The sequence below is a fragment of the Microbacterium sp. ARD32 genome, from assembly GCF_031844385.1.
Lineage (GTDB): Bacteria > Actinomycetota > Actinomycetes > Actinomycetales > Microbacteriaceae > Microbacterium.
Map to the genome: position 1 here is coordinate 529,975 of NZ_JAUZVD010000002.1, position 24,252 is coordinate 554,226.

At 70.5% G+C, this 24,252-nt stretch carries 20 protein-coding genes; 16 read left to right on the forward strand and 4 right to left on the reverse strand.

Translation table 11 applies throughout. The features are described from left to right. Nucleotides 1-40: 40 nt before the first annotated feature. From Q9R19_RS10760 to Q9R19_RS10795, 8 genes are all read left to right on the forward strand, one after another. Nucleotides 41-937, forward strand: a complete 897-nt coding sequence (locus Q9R19_RS10760) for an NAD(P)H-binding protein (protein ID WP_311256383.1) — start codon at nucleotides 41-43, stop codon at nucleotides 935-937. Between the two features lie 169 nt (nucleotides 938-1,106). Next, the gene (locus tag Q9R19_RS10765; protein ID WP_311256384.1) at nucleotides 1,107-2,366 is read left to right on the forward strand and encodes a D-arabinono-1,4-lactone oxidase; all 1,260 of its coding nucleotides are present in this window, start codon (nucleotides 1,107-1,109) and stop codon (nucleotides 2,364-2,366) included. A 103-nt stretch (nucleotides 2,367-2,469) separates the two neighbouring features. Further along, nucleotides 2,470-3,489, forward strand: a complete 1,020-nt coding sequence (locus Q9R19_RS10770; protein WP_311256385.1) for a LacI family DNA-binding transcriptional regulator — start codon at nucleotides 2,470-2,472, stop codon at nucleotides 3,487-3,489. Continuing rightward, nucleotides 3,486-5,027 (forward strand): sugar ABC transporter ATP-binding protein, encoded by a 1,542-nt coding sequence (locus tag Q9R19_RS10775; protein ID WP_311256386.1) that lies wholly within the window; start codon nucleotides 3,486-3,488, stop codon nucleotides 5,025-5,027. The genes Q9R19_RS10770 and Q9R19_RS10775 overlap by 4 nt, the downstream gene beginning before the upstream one ends. Before the next feature lie 187 nt (nucleotides 5,028-5,214). Beyond that, a complete protein-coding gene (locus tag Q9R19_RS10780) occupies nucleotides 5,215-6,222 on the forward strand; it encodes a substrate-binding domain-containing protein (protein WP_311256387.1) in 1,008 nt (335 codons plus the stop codon). A 67-nt stretch (nucleotides 6,223-6,289) separates the two neighbouring features. Next, nucleotides 6,290-7,918 carry a sugar ABC transporter ATP-binding protein gene (locus Q9R19_RS10785; RefSeq protein WP_311256388.1) on the forward strand — a complete coding sequence of 543 codons (1,629 nt, stop codon included), beginning with the start codon at nucleotides 6,290-6,292 and terminating at the stop codon, nucleotides 7,916-7,918. Beyond that, nucleotides 7,915-8,991 carry an ABC transporter permease gene (locus Q9R19_RS10790; RefSeq protein WP_311256389.1) on the forward strand — a complete coding sequence of 359 codons (1,077 nt, stop codon included), beginning with the start codon at nucleotides 7,915-7,917 and terminating at the stop codon, nucleotides 8,989-8,991. The genes Q9R19_RS10785 and Q9R19_RS10790 overlap by 4 nt, the downstream gene beginning before the upstream one ends. Beyond that, complete coding sequence (locus Q9R19_RS10795; RefSeq protein ID WP_311256390.1) at nucleotides 8,988-10,025, forward strand: ABC transporter permease subunit; 1,038 nt, start codon at nucleotides 8,988-8,990, stop codon at nucleotides 10,023-10,025. Before Q9R19_RS10790 ends, Q9R19_RS10795 begins: the two co-directional genes overlap by 4 nt. A 9-nt stretch (nucleotides 10,026-10,034) precedes the next feature. On the opposite strand, the gene Q9R19_RS10800 is transcribed toward Q9R19_RS10795, so the two are convergent. Then, nucleotides 10,035-11,057: a MerR family transcriptional regulator gene (locus tag Q9R19_RS10800; RefSeq protein ID WP_311256391.1), complete on the reverse strand. Its 1,023-nt coding sequence runs from the start codon at nucleotides 11,055-11,057 to the stop codon at nucleotides 10,035-10,037. A gap of 94 nt (nucleotides 11,058-11,151) precedes the next feature. On the opposite strand from Q9R19_RS10800, the gene Q9R19_RS10805 reads away from it, so the two are divergent. From Q9R19_RS10805 to Q9R19_RS10825, 5 genes are all read left to right on the forward strand, one after another. Further along, entirely contained in the window at nucleotides 11,152-12,162 is a 1,011-nt protein-coding gene (locus Q9R19_RS10805; RefSeq protein WP_311256392.1) for a LacI family DNA-binding transcriptional regulator, read from the forward strand. Between the two features lie 150 nt (nucleotides 12,163-12,312). Further along, entirely contained in the window at nucleotides 12,313-13,035 is a 723-nt protein-coding gene (locus tag Q9R19_RS10810; protein WP_311256393.1) for an L-ribulose-5-phosphate 4-epimerase, read from the forward strand. Further along, complete coding sequence (locus tag Q9R19_RS10815) at nucleotides 13,032-14,654, forward strand: FGGY-family carbohydrate kinase (protein WP_311256394.1); 1,623 nt, start codon at nucleotides 13,032-13,034, stop codon at nucleotides 14,652-14,654. Before Q9R19_RS10810 ends, Q9R19_RS10815 begins: the two co-directional genes overlap by 4 nt. A gap of 22 nt (nucleotides 14,655-14,676) precedes the next feature. Continuing rightward, entirely contained in the window at nucleotides 14,677-16,200 is a 1,524-nt protein-coding gene (araA, locus tag Q9R19_RS10820) for an L-arabinose isomerase (protein ID WP_311256395.1), read from the forward strand. Next, nucleotides 16,200-17,126, forward strand: a complete 927-nt coding sequence (locus Q9R19_RS10825) for an aldose 1-epimerase family protein (protein WP_311256396.1) — start codon at nucleotides 16,200-16,202, stop codon at nucleotides 17,124-17,126. Before araA ends, Q9R19_RS10825 begins: the two co-directional genes overlap by 1 nt. Here the strand turns inward: Q9R19_RS10825 and xylB are convergent, their stop codons facing one another. The 3 genes from xylB to Q9R19_RS10840 form a co-directional block, all read right to left on the reverse strand. Next, on the reverse strand, nucleotides 17,127-18,458 hold the full coding sequence (gene xylB, locus Q9R19_RS10830; protein WP_311256397.1) for a xylulokinase: 1,332 nt from the start codon (nucleotides 18,456-18,458) through the stop codon (nucleotides 17,127-17,129). It lies immediately after the preceding gene. Between the two features lie 128 nt (nucleotides 18,459-18,586). Continuing rightward, nucleotides 18,587-19,777, reverse strand: a complete 1,191-nt coding sequence (gene xylA, locus Q9R19_RS10835) for a xylose isomerase (RefSeq protein ID WP_311256398.1) — start codon at nucleotides 19,775-19,777, stop codon at nucleotides 18,587-18,589. A gap of 112 nt (nucleotides 19,778-19,889) precedes the next feature. Beyond that, a complete protein-coding gene (locus tag Q9R19_RS10840; protein ID WP_311256399.1) occupies nucleotides 19,890-20,888 on the reverse strand; it encodes a LacI family DNA-binding transcriptional regulator in 999 nt (332 codons plus the stop codon). A gap of 144 nt (nucleotides 20,889-21,032) precedes the next feature. On the opposite strand from Q9R19_RS10840, the gene Q9R19_RS10845 reads away from it, so the two are divergent. From Q9R19_RS10845 to Q9R19_RS10855, 3 genes are read left to right on the forward strand one after another with little or no spacing between them, the layout of a single operon-like run. Beyond that, nucleotides 21,033-22,328 carry an extracellular solute-binding protein gene (locus Q9R19_RS10845; protein WP_311256400.1) on the forward strand — a complete coding sequence of 432 codons (1,296 nt, stop codon included), beginning with the start codon at nucleotides 21,033-21,035 and terminating at the stop codon, nucleotides 22,326-22,328. Between the two features lie 8 nt (nucleotides 22,329-22,336). Continuing rightward, on the forward strand, nucleotides 22,337-23,350 hold the full coding sequence (locus Q9R19_RS10850) for a sugar ABC transporter permease (protein ID WP_311256401.1): 1,014 nt from the start codon (nucleotides 22,337-22,339) through the stop codon (nucleotides 23,348-23,350). Then, complete coding sequence (locus Q9R19_RS10855) at nucleotides 23,347-24,243, forward strand: carbohydrate ABC transporter permease (protein ID WP_396653478.1); 897 nt, start codon at nucleotides 23,347-23,349, stop codon at nucleotides 24,241-24,243. The genes Q9R19_RS10850 and Q9R19_RS10855 overlap by 4 nt, the downstream gene beginning before the upstream one ends. Nucleotides 24,244-24,252: the final 9 nt, after the last annotated feature.

Sequence of the window (24,252 nt, forward strand, 5' to 3'; positions counted from 1 at the left end):
TATTCGGAACCGGAATTCGGGTTCACTTTATGGAGGAAGCTTGATCGTCGTCACCACACCCACCGGCCGGATCGGCCGTCAGCTGGTCACGCAGCTGCTCGAGGAGGGCAGCGCCGTTCGCGTGATCGTCCGCGACGCCGCGCACCTCGACGAGAACGTCCGCGACAGGGTTGAGATCGTCGAGGGGTCGCACGCGGATGCTGCAGTGCTCGACCGCGCGCTGGTCGGCGCCGAAGCGCTGTTCTGGCTCGTTCCGCCGAACCCGTCCGCTCCCAGCGCAGAGGAGCACTACCTCGACTTCGCGCGCGCGGGAGCTGCCGCGATCCGCCGCCATGGCGTCGGTCACGTCGTCGCCGTCACCAGCGCCGGGCACGGATGGGCGAAGCCGGCCGGGCTGCTGTCGGCCGCGTTCGAGATGGATGCCGAGCTGGAGGCATCCGGAGCCGCCTACCGTGCGGTCTCGCTCCCGTTCTACATGGAGAACCTCGTCGGTCAGGCGGATGCCATCGTCCGGACCGGCGCACTGTCGCTGACATGTGCGGCCGACCGGCCACTGGCGATGATCGCCACCCGCGACATCGCCGCGCAGGCGGCGGGTCTGCTGACCGACCTGTCGTGGACCGGCCAGCAGAACGTCCCGGTGTTCAGCGCCGACCGGCTCACACCTGCCGAGATCGCGCGGGTGATCGGCGACGAGCTGGGCCGGTCGGTCGAGTATCGGCAGGTCGCCATGGCCGACTTCGCCGCGATGCTGCGCAGCCGCGGCGCGAGCGAGCAGGCCGTCCGTGACACGGTGGAGATGTTCGCCTCGCAGGACGAGGGCATCTACGACGCGGACTGGCCCCGGGCGACCCTCGCACCCACGGACTTCCGCACCTGGTGCCGCGAGGTGCTCGTGCCGGCCGTGGAGCGGAGCGCGGCGCAGGTCACCCGCTGAGCTCTCGAATCGCGCGAATCGCTCTATCCGGCACGCGGATGCAGCAATTCGCGCGATTCGAGCGCCTAGCCCAGCTCGATCACCGACCAGCTCAGCGCGGGCAGGGTCGCGCGGACGGCGCCGTCGTCCGCTGTACATCGATGTAATCCGGAGGTGACATCATGACTGCATGGGCATCGAACGCAACTGGGCGGGCAACCTCGCATATCGGGCGTCATCCGTCGTGCATCCGACCTCAGCTGACGAGGTGCGCGACGCGCTCGCCGCCGGTGGGCCGGTACGGGTGCTGGGCACCCGGCACTGCTTCAATGACATCGCCGACACGGCGGGCACGCAGCTCGTCCTGGACCGGATGCCGGCGGTCATCGAGGTCAGCGAGCAGCGCGACGCCGTGACCGTCAGCGGCGCGCTGCGCTACGGCGACATCGCCCCGGTGCTCGAAGCGCACGGGCTCGCCCTGGCGAACCTGGCCTCGCTGCCGCACATCTCCGTCGCCGGCGCCGTCACCACCGGCACGCACGGATCCGGCGACGCGATCGGAACCCTGGCCTCCGCGGTGCGCGGACTCACGCTGCTCACCGCATCCGGCGAGATCCGGCGGCTGCGCCGGGGGGATGCCGACTTCGCCGGCGCCGTCGTCGGACTCGGCGCGCTCGGGGTCGTGCTCGACGTCACCCTCGATGTCGAGCCCGCCTACGCCGTCGCGCAGCACGTGTACGACCATCCCGGCTGGGACGCGATCCTCGCCGACCTGGATGCCGTGACCGGCGCCGGCACCAGCGTGAGCCTGTTCTCGAACTGGCAGCGCACCGACGCGGCGGACCTGCTCTGGGTCAAGCAGCGCGTTCCCGAGGAGCGGGCGGGCGAGCGGGCCGCCCTCGCCGGCGCACTCGGCGCGGTGCCGGCCGACGGCGAACGGCATCCGATCCTGGGCGTCGATCCCGTGGCGTGCACCGAGCAGCGCGGGGTCCCCGGCGCCTGGTTCGAGCGGCTGCCGCACTTCCGCCTGGCGTTCACGCCGTCGGCTGGAGCGGAGATCCAGAGCGAGTACCTCGTGCCGCGCTCCGACGCCGTCGCCGCGATCGAGGCCGTGCGGTCACTGGCCGACCGCATCGCGCCGCTGCTGTTCGTCAACGAGATCCGCACGATGCGTGCGGACGACCTGTGGCTGAGCATGGCTCACGAGCGGGATGCCGTCGCCCTGCACTTCACATGGAAGCCCGACGAGCAGGCCGTGCGCGCCCTGCTGCCCGATCTGGAGGCGGCTCTGCCGGCATCCGCCCGCCCGCACTGGGGCAAGGTGTTCACGCTCGACGGCGCCGAGGTGCGCAGCCGCTACCCGCGCTGGGACGACTTCGCGGCGCTGCGCGCTCGGTACGATCCCGAGCGCCGGTTCGTCAACGAGTACGTGGAGCGGCTCGGCCTCTGAGCGGGCTTCGACGCGTCGGCACCGGCGCGCGGCCGGGCTGCGCATTGCCGCGCTCGCGCGGTTCCCGGTAACATGACGCGACGCGAGACCGACGGAGGTGCAGGTGGCGAACGTCGGATCCGACAAGCCCAACATCCGGCAGGTGGCCTCGATCGCCGGCGTCTCGCACATGACGGTGTCGCGGGTGCTCAACGATCACCCGAACATCAAGCCCGAGACCCGACGACGCGTGCTCGAGGCGATCGAAGAGCTCGACTACCGCCCGAACCTCGTCGCCAGGGCGCTCGCGACCCAGCGCAGCCAGCGGATCGGCGTGATCGTCGAGAGCGCTGTCGCGTTCGGGCCCATCAGCATCCTGCGCGCGGTCGAGCTGGCGGCCCGCACGGCCGGATACTCCGTCACGCCGATCGCCCTGCACGACGGCGACGCGCTCACGCCGCCGGATGCCGTGGACAGCCTGCTCACCCAGGGAGTCGACGCGATTTGCGTGGTCGCGCCCCGCTCGTCGTCGATCGCGGCGCTGCGCCGGGTGGCGCTGAGCGTGCCGCTGCTGGTGGTCAAGGCCGACGCCGATCCCGCCTTCCTGACCGTCTCGATCGATCAGCAGCAGGGCACGACCCTCCTGGTGGATCACCTCGTGGCGCTCGGCCACCGTGACATCCTCCACATCTCCGGGCCCCTGGACTGGCTGGATGCCCGCGCTCGGGAGCGCGCCTTCCACGCCAGGGCGCGATCCTGGGGCATCCGCGAGCGGCCGATCGTCGTCGGCGACTGGTCGGCCGACTTCGCCTACGACTTCGCCCGGGGGATCACGCGGCTCCCCGAGTACACGGCGGTGTTCGCGGCCAACGACGACACCGCGATCGGCCTGATCCACGGGCTGCGGGAGCGCGGCTTCGATGTGCCGGGCGAGATCAGCGTGGCCGGCTTCGACGATGTTCCGCTGGCCCGGCACTTCCTGCCGCCGCTGACCACGGTGCGGCAGGACTTCCAGGCGCTCGGCGTCGCCGTGGTGGAGATGCTGCGTGCGGCCATCGAGCAGCGCGAGATCCCATCGTTCACCCGCATCCCGACCGAGCTGGTCGTGCGCGAGTCGAGCGCCCGTCCGAGGGAGCGGTCATGACGACCGATCCGGTGCCCCCGCTGGTCCGGCTCGACGGGATCGTCGTCGAGTTCCCCGGGGTGCGCGCTCTCGACGACGTCGACTTCCGGCTGTTCCCCGGAGAGGTGCACGCGCTGATGGGCGAGAACGGCGCGGGCAAATCGACGCTGATCGGCGTGGTGACCGGCACGTGCCGGCCCGCCGCCGGCACGGTGATCGTCGACGGCGAGGAGCGCAGCTTCTCGGGCGTGGCCGAGAGCCGTGCGGCCGGCATCGCCACGGTGTTCCAGGAGGCGCAGCTGAGCCCCAACCTCAGCGTGGGCGAGAACGTCATGCTGGGCAGGGAGCGCCGCGGCCGCGTCGGCATCGACTGGCGCCGCACCAGAGCGGATGCCGCCGAGGCACTGGGTCGTCTGGGGCTGCACGACCTGGACCCGCGCACGCACCTGTCGGCGCTCTCGCCCGCGCAGAAGCAGCTGGTGGCGCTGGCGCGCTCGGTCGTCGACGATCCGCGCGTGCTCGTGCTCGACGAGCCGACCTCGAGCCTGGACCAGGCGGAGGTGGGCACCCTGATGCGGGTGATCCGCGGGCTGCGCGACCGCGGGGTCGCGATCCTGTTCGTCTCGCACTTCCTCGAGCAGGCGTTCGCGATCAGTGATCGCATGACCGTGCTGCGCGGCGGCCGCAGAGTCGACGAGACCGCGACGCGCGACCTGGAGCGCGCCGACCTGATCTCGCAGATGCTGGGCAAGGACATCGAGAGCCTGCGTGCGCTCGGCTCCGAGCGCAAGGCGCACCACTACGCTGCCGACGGTGAGCCGGCGTTCCGCGCCGAGGGACTGAGCCGGCGCGGAGTGCTGGCGGCCACCGACATCGAGGTGCATCGCGGCGAGATCGTCGGCTTCGCGGGCCTTCGGGGTTCGGGACGCACCGAACTGGCGTCGCTGATGGGTGGGGACAGCCACGCGGACGGCGGGGAGCTGTGGGTGGCCGGTGACCGCGTGTCGCTGCGCTCCCCGTCCGCGGCGCTGCGCCGGCGGGTCACCATGACCACCGAGAACCGTCGCCGGGACGGCATCGTCCCCGAGCTCACGGCGCGCGAGAACATCGTGCTCTCCCTGCAGGCGCTGCGCGGCTGGACGCGGCCGATCTCCCAGGCGGAGCAGGCGGCGCTCATCGAGACCTATGTCGACGCACTGCACCTGGATCCGGCCGATCTGCAGCGCCCGGTGGAGCAGCTCTCCGGAGGAACGCAGCAGAAGGTGCTGCTGGCCCGCGCGCTCGCCGTCCGCCCGCACGTGCTGATCCTCGACGAGCCGACCAAGGGCATCGACATCGCGGCCAAGCTCGACATCCAGCGGCGCATCAGCCAGCTCGCGGGGGAGGGCATGGCCGTGGTCTTCATCTCGTCGGAGCTGGAGGAGGTCGTGCGGCTCAGTGACCGCATCGTGGTGCTGAAGGACCGCGAGAAGATCGGCGAGCTCAGCAACGGCCCCGGCGTCACCGTCGACACCGTCGTGGAGATGATCGCCGCGGAGCTGCAGTCGGACGCTGGTTGACCGCGTGTGCGCGGTAACAACGTTTGGGTAACGGAGGAGGCTGTTGTTCCAGGAAGGGTTGTGTTCCGAAAAATGTTCCCGGTAACATCCCTCGCAGGACACACTCCCGTGAGTCCTGCGATCGAACTGCACGGACCGCCCCGAGGTCCATCCGGGCACGCGCCCCGGTCTCTCAAGGAGGAGAACAATGTCTGCAAAGAAGCACATCCGCACGGTCTTCGGCTTCGCAGCCGCCGGCGCCCTCGCGCTCGGCCTGGCCGCATGCTCGAGCGCCGACACCGGCGACAAGGGCGGCGACGGCGGAGCATCCGACGGCGACCTGATCAGTGTCGGGTTCGTCGCGGTCGGCCCCGAGGGCGGCTGGCGTCAGGCGAACGAGCAGAACATCAAGGACACGTTCACCGAGGACGCCGGCTACGACCTCAGCTACGCCCCGGCGGCCAACCTCGACCAGAAGTCCCAGATCGACAGCTTCACCGCCTTCGTCGACGAGGGGGTCGACGTGATCCTGCTGTCGGCGACCGAGGCCACCGGCTGGGAGGACTCCCTCAAGCTCGCCCAGGAGGCGGAGATCCCCGTGATCCTGCTCGACCGCGGCATCGAGCCCGACGACAGCAGCCTGTACGTGACCCGCATCGCCCCCGACAACGTCGAGGTCGCCAAGGAGGTCGGCGAGTGGGCGGCGACGACGTTCCCCGACGGCGGCAACTACGTCGTGCTCGAGGGGCCGGCCGGCGTCGGCGTCGTCAACGAGCGCAACAAGGGCTTCGAGGAGGGCCTGGGCGACTCGAAGCTCACCAAGGTCGACGCGCAGACGGCCAACTGGTCCACCGAAGAGGGCAAGAGCGTGCTCGAGACCATGCTGAAGGCCAACGGCAACGACATCCAGTTCGTGTTCGCGCAGAACGACGAGATGGGGCTCGGCGCCGCGCAGGCCGCCGAGGAGGCGGGGCTGAAGGTCGGCACCGACATCAAGATCGCCACCATCGACGGCACCAAGAACGCCATCCAGGCGCTCGCCGACGGCAAGCTCAGCTACGTGCACGAGTACAACCCGCTCTTCGGCGAGACCGCGCTCGACGTGGTGAAGAAGGCGCTGGACGGCGAGAAGGTCGACCCGTACATCATCGTCCCCAGCGAGGCCTTCGACTCCGCCGAGGCGGCCCAGGCCGTGCTCGCGGACCGCAAGTACTGATCGGCGGCCGGGTGGCGCCTCGCGTGCCACCCGGCATCCGCGTCCCACGACGACGAGAGAGACGGCGATGACCGAAGAAGCGCCCATCGTGCAGATGCGCGGCATCTGCATCGAGTTCCCGGGGGTGAAGGCGCTCGACGGCGTCGACTTCCGGCTGTTCCCCGGTGAGGTGCACGCCCTGATGGGCGAGAACGGCGCGGGCAAGTCCACGCTCATCAAAGCGCTCACCGGTGTGTACGGCATCGACTCCGGGCAGATCGTCGTCGCCGGCCAGCAGCGCCGCTTCGGCGGGACGGGGGATGCCCAGGATGCCGGCATCTCGACGGTGTACCAGGAGGTCAACCTGGCGCCGAACCTGTCCATCGGCGAGAACGTCATGCTCGGGCACGAGGTGCGCGGGCCGTTCGGCGTGAACTGGCGGGCCACCCACCGTGCCGCCACCGAGGCGCTCGCCAGGCTCGGCCTCGAGCACCTCGACACCCACAAGCCGCTCTCGACCCTCTCCATAGCCCTGCAGCAGCTCGTGGCGATCAGCCGCGCGATGGCGATCCAGGCCAAGGTGCTCATCCTCGACGAGCCGACCTCCAGCCTCGACGCCGCCGAGGTCGAGGGCCTGTTCGCCATCATGCGGTCGCTGCGCGACCAGGGCGTCGCGATCCTGTTCGTCTCGCATTTCCTCGACCAGATCTACGCGATCAGCGACCGGCTCACCGTGCTGCGCAACGGTCGTTACGAGGGCGAGTACCTCACCCGCGAGCTCGACCGGCACGCGCTCATCTCGAAGATGATCGGCAAGGACCTCGACTCGCTCACCTCCCTCGGCGGCAACCGTCGCACCACGCCGCGCGACGCCGACGAGGAGCCGCTGCTGTCGGCATCCGGCATCGCGCGCCGAGGCGCGGTCGAGGCCACCGATCTGGACATCCGGCCCGGCGAGGTCGTCGGCTTCGCCGGATTGCTCGGCTCCGGTCGCACCGAACTGGCCCGGCTGCTGTACGGCGCTGACCGCCTCGACGAGGGCTCCATGACCCTGCGCGGCCGCCGCGCCGACCTGCGCTCGCCGGCCGACGGACTGGCCAAGCGCATCGCGTTCTCGACCGAGAACCGGCGCGACGAGGGCATCGTCGGCGACCTCACCATCCGCGAGAACATCATCCTGGCGGTGCAGGCCGAGCGAGGATGGGCCCGGCCGATCCCGCGCAAGGAGCAGGATGCCATCGCCCGGAAGTACATCACCGAGCTGAACGTGCGACCGGCCGACCCGAACCGCATGATCAAGAACCTCTCCGGCGGCAACCAGCAGAAGGTGCTGCTGGGGCGCTGGCTGGCCACCGAGCCCGAGCTGCTCATCCTCGACGAGCCGACGCGCGGCATCGACGTCGGGGCCAAGGCCGAGATCCAGGAGGCCGTCGCGCAGCTCGCCGAGGACGGCGTCGCCGTGGTGTTCGTCTCCTCCGAGCTCGAGGAGGTGGTGCGCCTCTCCGAGCGGATCGTCGTGCTGAAGGACCACAGCAAGATCGGCGAGATCCAGAACGGTCCCGGCGTCACCGCGCAGGAGATCGTCGACGTCATCGCGGCGCACGGCGCCGGCGCGGCCGCTGACGACCTCGAGCAGACCCCCGGAGCGCTGCCCGATACGATCGCAGACGACGCTGCGACCGCAGAGCACACGACCGCAGAGCAGGAGACGCGATGACCTCCGCGAACACCTCGTCCTTCTGGCGGGACGTGATCCACAAGCCGTTCTTCTGGGGCATCGTGGCCATCGCCGCGCTGCTCGTGCTGAACGTGATCAAGGATCCCGGCTACCTCGCCGTCTCGATCAACCCGAACAACGGCAACCTGGTCGGGAACCTGATCGACATCCTGCGCCAGGCCGCCCCGATCATGATGATCGCGATCGGGATGTCGCTGGTGATCGCCACCGCCGGCATCGACCTCTCGGTCGGATCGCTGATGGCCGTCTCCGGCGCGGTGTCGATGGAGTTCCTGCGCAGCGCGGGCGACTCGTCCTCCCTCGGCGCCGCACTGGCCGCGGTGGGTCTGTCGCTGCTGATCACCGGCATCCTGGGCGCCGTCAACGGCATCCTCGTCGCCTATGTGGGGCTGCAGCCGTTCATCGCGACGCTCGTGCTCATGCTCGCCGGGCGCGGCATCGCCAAGGTGATCACCGGCGGGCAGAACACGGCCGCCTCCAACGACCCGTACCGCTGGATCGCGAACGGCTACCTGGTCGGCATCCCGGTGGTGTTCCTGCTCGCGCTCGCCGTGGTGATCGCCGTCGGCTGGGTGGTGCGGCGCAGCGCGCTGGGCCTGATGATCGAGGCCATCGGAATCAACCCGCGCGCCAGCCGGATGGCGGGCATCAAGCCCAAGGGGCTGCTGCTGACGGCGTACATCCTCAGCGGCGTGCTGGCCGGCGTGGCCGGGATCATGTCGGTCGGCAGCGTGATGACCGTGGACATCTCCCGCACCGGCTACCAGCTCGAGCTCGACGCGATCCTCGCCGTCGTGATCGGGGGCGCATCCCTGATGGGCGGCAAGTTCTCGCTCTCGGGGGCCTTCGTGGGCGCCCTGCTGATCGCCACGCTCGACAAGACCGTGCTGTTCCTGGGCGTCTCCTCGTCGGCCACCCCCGCGTTCAAGGCGCTCGTGATCATCGCGATCTGCCTGCTGCAGTCCCAGCGGGTGCGCGCCTGGTTCCAGCGGCGCCGACGCAGGCAGGCCGACCCGTCTGCCACGACAGCGAGAGAGGAGGTGGCGGCATGAGCACCGCGACCATGACCCCCGCGAGCACCGCGACGCCCAGCGCGATCACGCGCGTCCGCCGCCTGATCACGGCGAACCCGTCGGTGCTGCCCACCGTCGCATCGGTGATCATCTTCGTGGGCATGATCGTCTACGGGGAGACCGCGTACGGGCGCATCGTGCAGGCCAGCACGCTGTCGAACCTTCTGATCAACAACACGCACCTGATCGTGCTGGCCGTCGCGCTGACCTTCGTGATCATCACCGGCGGCATCGATCTGTCGGTCGGCTCGATCATCGCGTTCTCGTCGGTGGCGGGGGTGATGCTGGCCGAGGCGGGATGGAACCCCCTGCTGGTGATCGTCACGATGATCGTGATCGGCGCCGCGTTCGGCCTGGTCTCGGGCATCCTGATCCGCTACTTCAACGTGCAGCCGTTCATCGCGACCCTCGCCATGATGTTCCTGGGCAGGGGGCTGGCCTCGCTGCTGAGCACCAAGCCCGAGCGTCTGGCCGCGGATTCGCCCATCCGCTGGATCGGCGACAAGATCAAGATCATCGACGGTCCGAAGGTGAATGACCTGACGATCACGCCGGCGGTCGTGATGGCCGTGCTGGTCGTGCTCGCGGCGTTCTTCGTGCTGCACCGCACGCGCACCGGCCGCACGGTGTACGCGATCGGCGGCTCCGAGAGCTCGGCGCTGCTGATGGGCCTGCCGGTGCACCGCACCAAGGTGCTGGTCTACGTCATCAGCGGTGCGCTGTCGGGGCTGGCGGCCGTGCTGTACACGTCGCGGCTCGGCACCGCGCAGAACATCACCGGCATCGGCTGGGAGCTCGACGCGATCGCCGCGGCCGTCATCGGCGGCACGGTGCTCACCGGCGCGTACGGGTACGTGCTCGGCTCGGTGGTGGGCGCGCTGGTGCTCGGCCTGATGAACGTGCTGATCACCCGCGACGGCGGCATCCCGCCTGAGATGACCACGATCATCACCGGCGGCATCCTGCTGGTGTTCGTGCTGCTGCAGCGCGCGGTGACCCGCAAGAAGGAGTAGCCCGGCGGCTCACTCGCCGGCCCGGCGGGCCGGGCCGGCGAGGATCGCCCGGGAGAGCCAGGCGCCGAAGCCGCTCAGGTCGAGGTCGCCGCGCACGGATGCCTCGGGCGCTGGCGTGCCGTTGATGACGGCGACCAGCTCGAGATAACGTCCTTCGGATGCCCGATAGCCGTCGTGCTCGAGCGTCTGCGTGAGCACCTCGTCGACCTCGAGGTACCGCGCCGCCAGCCGGCTGCGCAGGTCGTCGTCGGCGCCAACCCCTGCTGCGGCGGCCGCCTGCTGCACGAACCGCTCCGCCAGGTCGGTCGCGTGCGAATCCTCGGGGGAGAGACCGGCGGAGCAGGCGGCGGCGAGCTTCGGCATCAGCTCGTCGCCGGCGCTGCGGACGAAGTCCTGGATGTCCGGCTGCGCCATCCGCCGTCCGATCTCGGAGGCGTAGGTCTCCCGCAGATACTCCCGCGTCACCGCGCGGTAGTCGTCGTCCTGCAGCAGCTCGGCGAGGTCGATCCAGGCATCCAGCTGCTCCGGTGACGGATCGGCGGGAAGCTCAGGATGGGCCTCGCGGAGCCGGTCGGCGACGTGGGCCGGCATCCCCTGCGAGACCTCGGTGAGGAAGTCGTCGACCAGGTTCTGGCGCTGCGCGTCGGACATCGTCACGAGCCGCTGCAGCAGCCGCGCGCGCTCCTGGGTGCTCTCGCTGCGCACGAGGGCGCGCAGCACCGCTCGTTTGGCCTGGAGGTCGTGCGTGCGGGTCTCGACGACCTCGAGGTGCTCGGCGAGCAGATCCCGCAGCTCGACGGTGCCGGTCAGCACCCGGCGCACCTGGTCCAGTCCGGTCTCCAGATCGCGCAGGGTGCGGATGTACTCCAGCCGGGCGATCGCCGCCGCGTCGTAGCGGCGGTGCCCGCCGTCGGTCTGGTCGGCGGGCACGACCAGACCTTCGTCGGAGTAGTAGCGGATGGCGCTGACGCTGAGTCCGGTGCGGCGCGCGACGTCGCCGATGAGATGCAGTTCTTCGTGTGTCTGGGTCATGTGCTCCACCCTGGGACCTCAAGCGGCTTGAGATGCAAGTCCGAGAGCCATCATGTTCCCAGACGCCCCCTCGCAGGGGTCTAGACTCGTGCGCGTGACCGGTCTCAGTGCACGCGCCGTGGGGGTGCGCGATGTCGCCGCCCGTGCCGGCGTCTCGCGTCAGACAGTGTCGCGCGTGCTGAACGAGCATCCCGATGTCGCCCCCGAGACCCGTGAGCGCGTGCTGGCGGCTGTGGCCGAGCTGGGCTATCGCATGAACAACGTGGCCCGCGCCTTCGGCACCCGCCGCTCGCGCACCATCGGCGTGCTGGCCCAGGCCGCGCTGCACTACGGGCCCTCCCGCAGCATCGAGGCCATCGAGTCCGCGGCGCGAGCCGCCGGATACTGGGTCTCGGCCGTCTTCGCCGACTCCGCCGCTGACGACACCGTGCGCGAGGCCATCGAGCACCTGCTCGGTCAGGGCGTGGACGGGCTGGTGGTCGTCGCCCCGCACGCGCGCACGCTGCGGACGCTGGATGCAATGGACATCGGCATCCCCACCGTCACCCTGCACAGTGCCGGACGCGACAGCGCCGGCCACGACCGGCGCGGGCTCGCCGTCGACCAGGTCGCCGGTGCGCGGCTGGCGACGGGATGCCTGGCGGATGCCGGGCACCGCGGCATCGCCCACCTCGCCGGGCCGGCGGACTGGCTCGAGGCCGAGGCCCGGCAGGCGGGCTTCGCGCAGGAGCTGGCCGGGCGGGGTCTCGCACCGGGGCCCGTGCTGGCGGGGGACTGGACGGCGCGCTCCGGGCACGGTGCGGCCGCGGCCGTCGCGGCATCCCAGGTCACCGCGGTGTTCTCCGCGAACGATCAGATGGCGCTCGGGCTGCTCGGAGGGCTGCGCGAGCTCGGCATCCGCGTTCCCGAGGACATCAGCGTGGTCGGCTTCGACGACGTTCCGGACGCCGAGTACTACGCGCCCGCGCTGACCACGGTGCGGCAGGATTTCGCCGAGCTCGCCCGGCTGGCGGTCGCCCGGCTGGTCGGCGACGCGGACGACGCCGTCGAGCCGGTCGCTCCGGTGCTCGTGCAGCGCGCGTCCGTCGCGCCGCCCGCGCGGTGAGGCGATGCTGTGCACTCGACGAGCGTGCGCTGTTGACGGGCGGCGCGGCTCGATGTCACAATGACTGTGACCGGTCACACGTGTCGTCGGGACGGCAGCCGTCTCCGCGACGACGCCCGTCCCCGCGACGACACGACCCGAGAGGATCCGATGACGACCTTCACTCCTGAGATCGAGGCGGCCATCGCCGCCGTGCGCGCCGATGTCGCCCGCCTGCACGGCGAGCTGGTGCGCTACGGCCTGGTCGTCTGGACCGGCGGCAACGTCTCCGGGCGCGTGCGCACCGGCGACGACCCGAACGCCGATCTGTTCGTCATCAAGCCCTCCGGCGTGAGCTACGACGACCTCGCGCCCGAGAACATGATCCTCTGCGACCTGGACGGCAACGTGATCCCCGGCACGCCCGGCAGCGACCGCTCGCCCTCCAGCGACACCGCCGCGCACGCCTACGTGTACCGCAACATGCCGCAGGTCGGCGGCGTGGTGCACACGCACTCCACCTACGCGGTGGCGTGGGCCGCGCGCGGCGAGGAGATCCCGTGCGTGATCACCGCCATGGCGGACGAGTTCGGCGGACCGATCCCGGTCGGCCCGTTCGCCATCATCGGCGACGACTCGATCGGCCGCGGCATCGTCGAGACCCTCAGCGGTCACCGCAGCCGCGCGGTGCTGATGCAGAACCACGGCCCGTTCACGATCGGGACGGATGCCAAGGATGCCGTGAAGGCCGCGGTCATGGTCGAGGACGTCGCGCGCACCGTGCATCACGCCCGCGAGGCCGGACCGCTCATCCCGATCCCGCAGGAGGCGATCGACAGCCTGTACGACCGGTACCAGAACGTGTACGGGCAGAGCACGGACGCGCGGCGATGAGCACGGCCGCAGAGGGTACCCGCACGGCCGCCGACGCCATCCGCGCGGGCCGCACGGCGGTGGGCATCGAGCTCGGCTCGACCCGCATCAAGGCCTGCCTGATCGACGCCGAGACCCACGAGGTGCTGGCCACCGGCTTCCACGACTGGGAGAACCGCTTCGAGGACCGGCTCTGGACCTATCCGGTCGATGCGATCTGGGCAGGGTTGCAGGGGGCGTACGCGGGCCTGGTCTCCGACGCCTACGACCGGCACGGCATCCGCCCCGACACCTTCGGTGCCATCGGCGTCTCGGCGATGATGCACGGCTACCTGGCCTTCGACGGCGCGGGCGACCTGCTCACGCCGTTCCGCACCTGGCGCAACACCAATACGGGGCCCGCCGCCGCCGAGCTCACCGAGCTGCTCGGCGTGAACATCCCGCTGCGCTGGTCGGTGGCCCATCTGCGGCAGGCGCAGCTGGATCACGAGCCGCACGCGGCCGACGTGCGCTTTCTCACCACGCTCGCAGGATACGTGCACTGGCAGCTCACCGGCCGGCGGGTGCTGGGCATCGGCGACGCCTCCGGCATGTTCCCGATCGACTCGGCGGCACGCGACTACGACCAGGGCCTCATCGCCCGCTACGACGCCCACACCGCAGGCGACCTGCGCGCCCTGCTGCCCGAGGTGCTCGTGGCCGGCGCGGACGCCGGATCCCTCACCGCCGCCGGCGCCGCGCTGCTCGACCCCACCGGTGCACTGCGCCCCGGCATCCCGCTGTGCCCTCCCGAGGGCGATGCCGGCACCGGCATGGTCGCCACCAACGCCGTCGCGCCGCGCACCGGCAACGTCAGCGCCGGCACCAGCATCTTCGCGATGGTCGTGCTCGAGCGGCCGCTGGCCGAGGTGCATCACGAACTCGACCTCGTCACCACCCCGGCCGGAGACGCCGTCGCGATGGTGCACTGCAACAACGGCGCCAGCGAGCTGGCGGCGTGGGTGGGCATGTTCGCGCGGTTCGCCGAGGCGTCCGGAAGCCGCGAATCCGGGAACGCGGGCTCGGCGGATGCCGTGTTCGAGACCCTCTTCCGCGAGGCGCTGGAGGGCGAGGCGGATGCCGGAGGGCTGCTGGCCTACAACCACCTCGCCGGCGAGCCGATCGTCGGACTCGACGAGGGCAGGCCGCTGTTCGTGCGCACGCCCGACAGCCGGTTCACGCTCGCCAACGTCATGCGCGCGCAGCTGTACGGCGTGTTCGCCACGCTGAGCCTGGGCATGCGCGTGCTGCAGGGCGAGGGCGTGGCGCTGGAGCGCATGTTCGCGCACGGTGGGATGTTCCGCACGGCCGGGGTCGCGCAGCGCTTCCTCGCCGGAGCGCTGAATGCTCCCGTGGCCGTCGGCGACACGGCATCCGAGGGGGGGGCGTGGGGCATCGCGGTGCTCGCGGCCTACCTCGGCACCGGCACCGGCACCGGCCCCGACCAGGATCTCACCGCGTATCTCGACGAGCGGGTGTTCGCGGACGCCGACATCCGCATCGCCGAGCCCGACCCCGCCGATGTCGCCGGCTACGCGACCTATCTCGACCGCTACCACGCCGGCCTGGCGGCCGAGGCCGCCGCCGTCGCCGCCATCTGACCCACAGCCTGAAGGACGATTCATGACCCGCACCCCGCTCACCACCTCCCTCGACGGCTACGAGGTCTGGTTCCTCACCGGCAGCCAGCACCTGTACGGGCCAGAGACGCTCGCGCAGGTCGCCGAGCAGTCCCGCACCATCGCAGATGCACTGGAGGCGGCATCCGAGCTCCCGGTGAAGATCGTCTGGAAGCCGGTGGTGACCGACTCCGCGGCCATCAAGCGCATCGCGCTGGAGGCCAACGCCGACGACCGCGTGATCGGTCTGGTCGCCTGGATGCACACTTTCAGCCCCGCCAAGATGTGGATCGCCGGGCTCGACGCGCTGCAGAAGCCGCTCGCGCACTTGCACACGCAGGCGAACGTCGAGCTGCCGTGGGCCGACATCGACTTCGACTTCATGAACCTGAACCAGGCCGCGCACGGCGACCGCGAGTTCGGTTACATCCAGACCCGGCTGGGCGTGCCGCGCAAGACCGTCGTGGGCCACGTCAGCGACCCGCGCGTGCGGCAGGAGCTGGGCACCTGGCAGCGCGCGGCGGCAGGACTTGCGGCGTCCCGCTCGCTGAAGCTCGCGCGTTTCGGCGACAACATGCGCTTCGTCGCGGTGACCGAAGGCGACAAGACCGAGGCCGAGCTGCGCCTGGGCGTGCAGGTGAACACCTGGGGCGTGAACGACCTCGCGGATGCCGTCGCCGCGGCATCCGATTCGGACATCGACGCCCTCGTCGCCGAATACGAGGAGCTCTACGAGGTCGCCCCCGAGCTGCGCCGCGGCGGGGAGCGGCACCAGTCGCTGCGCGACGGCGCCGCGATCGAGATCGGGCTGCGCTCGTTCCTGGAGGAGGGCGGCTTCGGCGCCTTCACCACCTCGTTCGAGGACCTCGGCGAACTCAAGCAGCTGCCGGGACTCGCCGTGCAGCGCCTGATGGCCGAAGGCTACGGCTTCGGCGCCGAAGGCGACTGGAAGACCGCGGTGCTCGTGCGCATCGCGAACGTGATGGGCGCAGGCCTGCCGGGTGGCGCGAGCCTGATGGAGGACTACACCTACGACATGACGCCGGGCGACGAGCTGATCCTCGGCGCGCACATGCTGGAGGTGTCGCCCTCGCTCACCGCCGCCAAGCCGACCCTCGAGATCCACCCGCTCGGCATCGGCGGCAAGGACGACCCGGTGCGGCTCGTCTTCACCGCCCACCCCGGCCCCGCGGTGGTCGTCGCGCTGAGCGACATGCGCGACCGGTTCCGCCTCACGGCGAACGTCGTCGAGAACGTCGAGCCTCGCGCCGCGCTGCCGAAGCTCCCGGTGGGCCGTGCGGTCTGGAAGCCCGCACCCGACTTCACCACCAGCGCCGCCGCCTGGCTGACCGCCGGCGCCGCGCACCACACGGTGATGTCGACGGCGGTCGGCATCGAGGCATTCCGCGACTTCGCGGAGATGGCCGAGCTCGAGCTGCTGGTCATCGACGAGTCCACCACGCTGCCGGAGTTCCAGCAGCGGGTCCGCTGGAACCAGGCCTACTACCGCCTGGCGCAGGGGCTGTGATGACTCCGCGGTCGGGGCGGCAGCTGGTGATCGAGGGGCACGGGTACCGCGCCGAGATCGCCGGCATCGGCGCGACCCTGCGCACGCTCACGCACGACGGGCGCGATCTGGTCGTGCCCTTCGCCGCCGACGACGTGCGCCCCGCCTACCGGGGCAGCACGCTCGCACCCTGGCCCAACCGGGTGGTCGACGGACGCTACGCGTTCGACGGCGCCGAGCACGAGCTGGCGCTCACCGAGCCCTCCCGCGGGCACGCGCTGCACGGGCTGGTGTGCTGGGCGGAGTTCGAGGTGCGCACGGCCCAGGCGGACCGCGTGGTGCTCAGCACCGTCGTCCCGCCGCAGGCGGGGTACCCGTTCCGCGTCGAGGTGCAGGTGGAGTACCGGATCGACGCCGACGGACTCAGCCAGTCGGTGACCGGCCGCAACCTCGGTGCCGACGCCGCGCCGTGGGGGACCGGTCCGCATCCCTACATCGTCGCCGGCGACGGCCACGGCACGGGCGCGGTGGACCGCTGGACCCTCACCCTTCCGGCATCCGAGGTGCTGACCGTGACCGAGGACCGGCTGATCCCGCTGGCGGTGGAATCCGTCGACGCGCACCCGCAGTGGGACTTCCGATCGCCGCGCACGATCGGCGCCACGTTCATCGACCACGCGTTCACCGGGCTGACCCGCACCGACGGGCGCACGGTCGTGGAGGTGCGCGACGCCGACGGCACCGCCACGACGGTCAGCTGGGGTCAGGCGTGCCCGTGGGTGCAGATCCACACCGCCGACACGCCCGCCGACGACGCCACCCACCGCGTGGGGCTCGCCGTCGAGCCGATGACGTGCGCACCCGACGCGTTCAACTCGGGCGCAGGACTCATCGTGCTGCAGCCCGGCGAGCAGCACACGGCCTCGTGGACCATCGCCGCGCGCTGATCAGTCCTTCGCGAACGACCACGCGGGGCGCGACCCGCTGAGCGCCCAGGCCGCCTGCGCGGCTGCGCCGAGCGCCACGTACTCGGCCGGGGCCGGCACCTCCACCGGGATGCCGAGCACTGCCGGCGCGATCCGCCGCACCGCCTCGGACTGCGCGCCGCCGCCGATCAGCAGCGCGCGCGCGAGCGGCACCTGCTGGTCGCGCAGCGCGTCCAGGCCGGCGCCCAGGCCCGAGAGCATGCCCTCGACCGCGGCACGGGCGAGGTTCTCGCGGGTGGTGGACCCCAGCGTCATGCCGGTGAGCTCGGCGGTGGCATCCGGCAGGTTCGGCGTGCGCTCGCCCTCGAAGTAGGGCAGCAGCGTCAGGCCGCCCGCGCCCGGCTGCGCGTCGAGGGCCAGGCGGGAGAGTTCGGCGTGGTCGACGCCGAGCAGGCGGGCGATGGCGTCGAGCACCCGCGCGGCGTTCAGCGTCGCGACCAGCGGCAGGAAGCCGCCCGCCGCATCGGCGAACCCGGCGACCGCGCCGCTGTCGTCGTGCACCGGCTGCTCGCTGACCGCGAAGACCGTGCCGCTGGTGCCGATCGAGACCACCACGTCGCCGGGGCCGGCACCCACGCCCAGTGCGGCTCCGGCGTTGTCACCGGCACCGGGGCCCACCGCGCGCCCGTCGGCGTCGCGCACGGACTCGGATGCATCGAGCACGCGCGGCAGCACGGCATCGCGCCCGAGCGCGGCGACCAGCAGCTCCCGGTCGTACTCGCCGGTCCGCGGATTCCAGTAGCCGGTGCCCGAGGCGTCCGAGCGATCCGTGATCAGCTCGTCCAGCGGCGAGTTCTCGCCAGTGCCAGATGGTCCGTATCCGCGCAGTCGCCAGGTGAGCCAGTCGTGCGGGAGCGCCACCGCGGCGACGCGCCCGGCGTGCTCCGGCTCGGCGTCGCGCAGCCAGCGCAGCTTGGTGATCGTGAACGACGCGACCGGCACCAGTCCGGTGCGCTCCGCCAGCGCGGCCGCACCGAACTCGTCGATCAGGTCCGCCGCCGCGCCGGCCGAGCGGGTGTCGTTCCACAGCAGCGCATCGCGGATGACGGCGCCGTGCTCGTCGAGCACGACCATGCCGTGCTGCTGACCGCCGATCGACCAGGCCTCGACGTCGTCCATGCCGCCGGCATCCGCGATCGCCGCCTGCAGTGCAGTCCACCAGGCATCGGGGGCCACCTCGGTGCCCTCCGGGTGCGATGCCCTGCCGGTGCGCACGACCGCGCCGGTGCCGGCATCCACGATCACGACCTTGCAGGACTGCGTCGACGAGTCGACGCCCATCACGAGTGCCATGTCCGGCATCCTCTCACTTCGTCTTGTCGCCGAAACCCCTCCGCCTTGTCGAGACCCCTCCGCAGTCGCGTCGACACGAGGGGGTCTCGGCGACCCGGAGGGGTCTCGGCGAAGGAAGCGGGTGAAACTCAGCGAGCGCCCAGCAGGTGCTCGGTGGCCAGCTGCTGCAGGCGTACGAAGCCGAAGCCGTGGCCGCCCAGGTACGCGTCGGCGTCGAAGTCCTCGAACGCATTGCGGTCGGCGAGGAAGTCGTCGTAGCTCTCGCCCTCGTTCAGGGTGGGCTGCGACAGCTCACCCACCTTGGCCGCGGCAAGCGCCTCCTGCACCTCGGGGTCGGCGCGGAACGCGTCCGCGCGCTCCTTCAGCAGCAGGTACATGCGCATGTTCGCGGCGGCCGACTCCCACACACCGGCCTCGTCCTCGGTGCGGCTGGGCTTGTAGTCGAAGTGACGCGGGCCGTCGTAGGCGGGGCCGCCGTTCGGTCCGCCGTGCTCGAGCAGGTCGACGAGCGAGAACGCGTTGTTCAGGTCGCCGTGTCCGAACACCAGGTCCTGGTCGTACTTGATGCCGCGCTGGCCGTTCAGGTCGATGTGGAAGAGCTTGCCGTGGTACAGCGCCTGGGCGATGCCGGCCGTGAAGTTCAGGCCGGCCATCTGCTCGTGGCCGACCTCGGGGTTCAGGCCCACCAGCTCGGGACGCTCGAGCGAGTCGATGAACGCGATGGCGTGGCCGAGGGTCGGCAGCAGGATGTCGCCGCGGGGCTCGTTGGGCTTGGGCTCGATCGCGAAGCGGATGTCGTAGCCCTTGTCGGTGACGTAGTCGCCGAGCAGGTTGACGGCCTCGCGGTAGCGCTCCAGCGCCGCCTGGATGTCCTTCGCGGAGTCGTACTCGGCGCCCTCGCGGCCGCCCCACATGACGAAGGTCCTGGCGCCCAGCTCGGCGCCGAGGTCGAGCTGGCGGAACACCTTGCGCAGCGCGTAGCGGCGCACCTGGCGGTCGTTGGAGGTGAAGCCGCCGTCCTTGAAGACCGGGGCGCTGAACAGGTTGGTGGTCACCATCGGCACGATCAGGCCGGTGTCGGCCAGGGCGCCCTTCAGGCGATCGATCTGCTTCTGCCGCTCGGCATCCGTCGATCCGAACGCGAACAGGTCGTCGTCGTGGAAGGTGAGGCCGTACGCGCCGAGCTCTGCGAGCTTCTCGACGGCGTGCACGACGTCGAGTGCGGGACGGGTGGGGCCGCCGAACGGGTCGGTGCCGTTGTAACCGATGGTCCAGAGTCCGAACGAGAACCGGTCGGCCTTGGTGGGGGTGAGTGTCATGATGGTCCGCCTTCAGCGACGTCGGTGAAATGTTGTAGGCAAGAACATATCAGGAGGGGATGCTGGATGCAATGCCGAACCTCCACACCGGAGCCGGTCGCTCCGGCGCCGGTCACCGGCCGGGCGCGGCCGTCGACTCGCGCGCCTTCAGCTCGGCCGGCATCCGCACGTCCTCGCGGTCGCCGCCGTCCAGCATGCTCAGCAGCACGCGCACGGCCGCGGCACCCATCTCGGTCAGCGGCTGGCGCACCGTGGAGAGCTGGGGCACGTGCGAGGCGGCGTCGGGGATGTCGTCGAAGCCGATCACCGAGAGATCGGCGGGCACCCGCAGGCCCCGCTCGCCGGCCACCCGGATCATCTCGAGGGCGGACAGGTCATTGGCGGCGAACACCGCGGTGGGCGGATGCGGCAGGTCCAGCAGCGCGTGCGCACCGGCGGTGGAGTCGGCCGCGCGGTAGCCGCCCTCGGCGACCAGCGCGGGGTCGAACGGGATGCCGGCGGCGGCAAGCGCGCTGCGGTAGCCCTGCTCGCGCTGCTGCGCCGAGATCAGGTCGTTGCGCCCGCGCAGATGGCCGATGCGGCGGTGGCCGAGCGCGATCAGGTGCTCGGTGGCGGCGCGCGCGCCGTCGACGTTGATCACGCTCACGGTCGACGGGCCGTCCGGGCCTTCGTGCGGATCGATCGCGACGATCGGCACCGAGGCGTCGGCCGGGGTGGAGGTGGGCGTCACGACGATCGCCCCGTCGATCAGGGTGCCGCCCAGGCGCGACAGCGAACGCTGCTCCCAGCCCCGGTGCTCGCCCGCCGAGACGCTTCCCGCGTAGGCGAGCACGTCGTACTGCGTGCCCTGCAGCGCTGTGGACACGCCCTGCAACAGCTGCAGCGCGAAGGGCTCGAACTCGGCGACCAGCACCCCGATCACGTTCGTGCGGCGCCGGCGCATCGAGGTCGCCACCAGCGAGCTGGCGTAGCCGAGCTCCTCCACGACGCCCAGCACGTGTGCCAGCGTCGCCGGCGCCACGCCATCGCGGCCGTTGATCGCCTTCGAGACCGTGGCGACCGAGACGCCGGCGGTGCGGGCGACATCGTGAATCGTGGGGCGAGGCGTCATGCATCCACTGTATCGGTGGAAAACGTTATCGATAACGATTGACAGGCCGACGTGAAGATGTCAGAGTAGGCGCGAAGCACATTCGGTGCAGTCGGCAACAAATGGGTGACCGGCGGCTGAACACTCGAAGAGGAGACACACAGCATGAAGATCCGGAAAGCATGGGTCGCCGCCGCGGCGGCCGTGGCGACGCTGGGAATGCTCGGACTGACCGCCTGTTCCGGCGGCGGCGACGACCCGAGCGCCGGTGGCAAGACCACGCTCACGATGTGGCACAACTCCACCACCGGCCCCGGCAAGCAGTACTGGGAGGATGCCGCAGCGGCGTTCACCAAGGAGAACCCCTACGTGAAGATCAAGGTCACGTCGATCCAGAACGAGGACATGGACGGCAAGCTGCAGACCGCCGTGAACTCCGGCGACATGCCCGACATCTTCATGGCTCGCGGCGGCGGCAAGCTCGCCGACATCGTCAGCGCCGACAAGGTCAAGGACCTCACCGGCCTGATCGACGACGACGTGAAGAAGGCGTTCGGCGATGCGCCGTTCAGCGCGTTCACGGTCGACGGCAAGATCTACGGCATGCCCAGCGCCGTGCTGCCGGGAGGCTTCTTCTACAGCAAGGACCTGTTCGAGCAGGCCGGCATCACGTCCGAGCCCACCACGTTCGACGAGCTGGACGACGCGGTCGCCAAGCTCAAGACCGCGGGCATCCAGCCGATCGCCCTCGGCGCGAAGGCGGCCTGGCCGGCAGCGCACTGGTACTACTTCTTCGCCCTGCGCGCCTGCGATCAGGGGCTGATCGAGAACCTCGCCACCAAGGCCGACTTCTCCGACCCGTGCTGGCTGGAGGCCGCGCAGAACTTCAAGGACTTCGCCGGCACCGAGCCGTTCCACAAGGGCTTCCTGACCACCGACCCGCAGGAGGGCGCGAACTCCTCCGCCGGCCTGATCGCCAACCACAAGGCGGCGATGGAGCTGATGGGCGCCTGGGACGTGGGCGTGATCGCCAGCCTGACGCCCGACGAGCAGCCGCTGCCCGACCTGGGCTGGTTCCCCTTCCCGGAGGTCGACGGCGGTGACGGTGCTCCCGGCGCGATGATGGGCGGCATGGACGGCTACTCCTGCTCGAAGGACTCGCCGGAGGCGTGCGAGAAGTTCCTGAACTTCGTCTCCTCCAAGGAATGGCAGGAGAAGTACGCGGTGGCGTTCCAGACCATCCCCGCCTCGCAGGAGGCGACCGGTGCGGTCACCGACCCGTCGCTGAAGCCCCTGATGGAGGCCTACCAGAAGGCGCCGTACGTGGCGCTGTGGCTCGACACCGCTCTCGGCCAGAACGTCGGCAACGCGCTGAACACCAGCGTCGTCGAGATGCTCGCAGGCCAGGGCAGCCCGGAGAAGCTCGTCGACACCGTCACCAAGGCGCAGGCGAGGGGCTGACCCGCACCATGCACGACACCCAGGCACTGCAGAGCACGTCGGTGCCTGAGAGGGACACCGTCTCCGGGGCGGGCGCGACGCCCGCCCCGGAGCGGCGCTCGCCGCGGGCCGACTGGCGCAAGCGCGGCGAGATCGCGCTCCTCTCGGGACCCGCGCTCATCATGTTCGTCGGCTTCGTCATCCTGCCGGTGGCGATGGCCGCGTTCTACGGCTTCTTCAAGTGGAACGGCTTCGGCTGGCCCACCGAGTTCATCGGACTCGACAACTACAGGATGATGTGGGAGGACGAGACCTTCCGCGCGGCCGTGCTGCACAACGGCATCATCGTCGTGCTCTCGCTGCTGCTGCAGGGCCCGATCGCGATCCTGTTCGCCCTGCTGCTGAATCAGAAGATCCGCGGGCGCTCGCTCATCCGGGTGCTGATCTTCGTGCCGTACGTGATCTCCGAGGTCATCGTCGGCATCGGCTGGAGCCTGATGCTGCAGGATGCCGGCGCACTGAACTCCCTGCTGGAGAAGTGGGGCCTGGGCTTCCTGCAGCAGTCCTGGATCGCCGACCCGGCGATCGCCATGTGGTCGCTGATGATCATCATCACCTGGAAGTACCTCGGCTTCGCGGTGATCCTCATGCTCGCCGGCATGCAGTCGATTCCCGAGGAGCTCTACGAGGCCGCCGCCATCGACGGCGCCGGCTTCTGGAAGATCCAGTGGAGCATCACGGTGCCGCTGCTGGGGCCGACGATCCGGATCTGGGCGTTCCTGTCGATCATCGGATCGCTGCAGCTGTTCGACCTCGTCAACATCATCTGGGGCCAGTACATCGCCGCGACCGCCGGCACCTCCACCATGGCCACCTACATGTACCAGAACGGCCACCTGGCCGGCAGCTACGGCTACGGCAACGCCGTCGCGGTGATGCTGTTCATCATCACCCTCATCGTGGCCCTGATCTATCAGCGCTTCGTGCTGCGTCGCGACACCGACGGCGCCCTGACCGGTGACGGCGGAAGGAGGCGCAAGTGAGCGCCGAGAGTCTGAACACGCGGGTCGCCATCCAGGCGATCGGACCCAAGCGGCCTCGCCGCGTGCGCGAGACGGGCGTGAAGTGGGGCAGCCCCGCCGTCTACCTGGTCGCGCTGGTGCTGGTCACCGTCTGCATCACCCCGGTGCTGTACGTGATCATCGGCGGGTTCCGCACGAACTCGCAGATCACGCTCGATCCTTCCGGGTTCCCGACGCCCTGGCAGATCGGCAACTACGGCGACGTGCTGGCCAGCTCCGAGTTCTGGACGGCCATGCTCAACTCCACCATCTCGGCGGTCGGCACCACGGCGGGCGCGGTCGTGCTCGGCGTGATGGCCAGCTACGTGCTGGCGCGCTACGACTTCGGCGGACGCGGCGTCATGTACGCGCTGTTCGCCGCCGGGCTGATGTTCCCGGTGACCGTGGCGATCACGCCGCTGTACATCCTGATCCGCAACCTCGGACTGGTCAACAGCCTGGCGGGCATCATCCTTCCGCAGATCGCCTTCGCGCTGCCGACCACGATCATCATCCTGGTGCCGTTCCTGCGCGCGATACCGAAGGAGCTGGAGGAGGCGGCATCCATCGACGGCGCCTCGCGCCTGGGCTTCTTCTGGCGCATGGTCGTGCCGCTGAGCCTCCCCGGAGTCATCACCGTCGGCATCCTGGCCTTCGTCGGCGCCTGGAACGGGTACATCCTGCCGCTGTTCATCCTCAGCGACCAGGGACTGTTCACGCTGCCGCTGGGCGTGCAGAACTTCGCCTCGCAGTACTCGGTGGACACGGCTCGCGTGCTCGCGTACACCTCGCTGTCGATGCTGCCCGCCCTGGTCTTCTTCAGCCTGTTCGAGCGCCGCATCGTGGGCGGTCTGACCGGTGCGGTGAAGGGCTGAGGGATGACG

What these genes read in the sequence shown, in the direction of transcription:
- Q9R19_RS10800 (WP_311256391.1), bottom strand. Translation starts at nt 11,057, where the DNA reads ATGACCCAGACACACGAAGAACTGCATCTCATCGGCGACGTCGCGCGC.
- Q9R19_RS10845 (WP_311256400.1), top strand. Translation starts at nt 21,033, where the DNA reads ATGAAGATCCGGAAAGCATGGGTCGCCGCCGCGGCGGCCGTGGCGACG.
- Q9R19_RS10775 (WP_311256386.1), top strand. Translation starts at nt 3,486, where the DNA reads ATGACGACCGATCCGGTGCCCCCGCTGGTCCGGCTCGACGGGATCGTC.
- Q9R19_RS10850 (WP_311256401.1), top strand. Translation starts at nt 22,337, where the DNA reads ATGCACGACACCCAGGCACTGCAGAGCACGTCGGTGCCTGAGAGGGAC.
- xylA (WP_311256398.1), bottom strand. Translation starts at nt 19,777, where the DNA reads ATGACACTCACCCCCACCAAGGCCGACCGGTTCTCGTTCGGACTCTGG.
- Q9R19_RS10840 (WP_311256399.1), bottom strand. Translation starts at nt 20,888, where the DNA reads ATGACGCCTCGCCCCACGATTCACGATGTCGCCCGCACCGCCGGCGTC.
- Q9R19_RS10815 (WP_311256394.1), top strand. Translation starts at nt 13,032, where the DNA reads ATGAGCACGGCCGCAGAGGGTACCCGCACGGCCGCCGACGCCATCCGC.
- Q9R19_RS10785 (WP_311256388.1), top strand. Translation starts at nt 6,290, where the DNA reads ATGACCGAAGAAGCGCCCATCGTGCAGATGCGCGGCATCTGCATCGAG.
- xylB (WP_311256397.1), bottom strand. Translation starts at nt 18,458, where the DNA reads ATGGCACTCGTGATGGGCGTCGACTCGTCGACGCAGTCCTGCAAGGTC.
- Q9R19_RS10810 (WP_311256393.1), top strand. Translation starts at nt 12,313, where the DNA reads ATGACGACCTTCACTCCTGAGATCGAGGCGGCCATCGCCGCCGTGCGC.
- Q9R19_RS10780 (WP_311256387.1), top strand. Translation starts at nt 5,215, where the DNA reads ATGTCTGCAAAGAAGCACATCCGCACGGTCTTCGGCTTCGCAGCCGCC.
- Q9R19_RS10765 (WP_311256384.1), top strand. Translation starts at nt 1,107, where the DNA reads ATGGGCATCGAACGCAACTGGGCGGGCAACCTCGCATATCGGGCGTCA.
- Q9R19_RS10795 (WP_311256390.1), top strand. Translation starts at nt 8,988, where the DNA reads ATGAGCACCGCGACCATGACCCCCGCGAGCACCGCGACGCCCAGCGCG.
- Q9R19_RS10790 (WP_311256389.1), top strand. Translation starts at nt 7,915, where the DNA reads ATGACCTCCGCGAACACCTCGTCCTTCTGGCGGGACGTGATCCACAAG.
- Q9R19_RS10825 (WP_311256396.1), top strand. Translation starts at nt 16,200, where the DNA reads ATGACTCCGCGGTCGGGGCGGCAGCTGGTGATCGAGGGGCACGGGTAC.
- araA (WP_311256395.1), top strand. Translation starts at nt 14,677, where the DNA reads ATGACCCGCACCCCGCTCACCACCTCCCTCGACGGCTACGAGGTCTGG.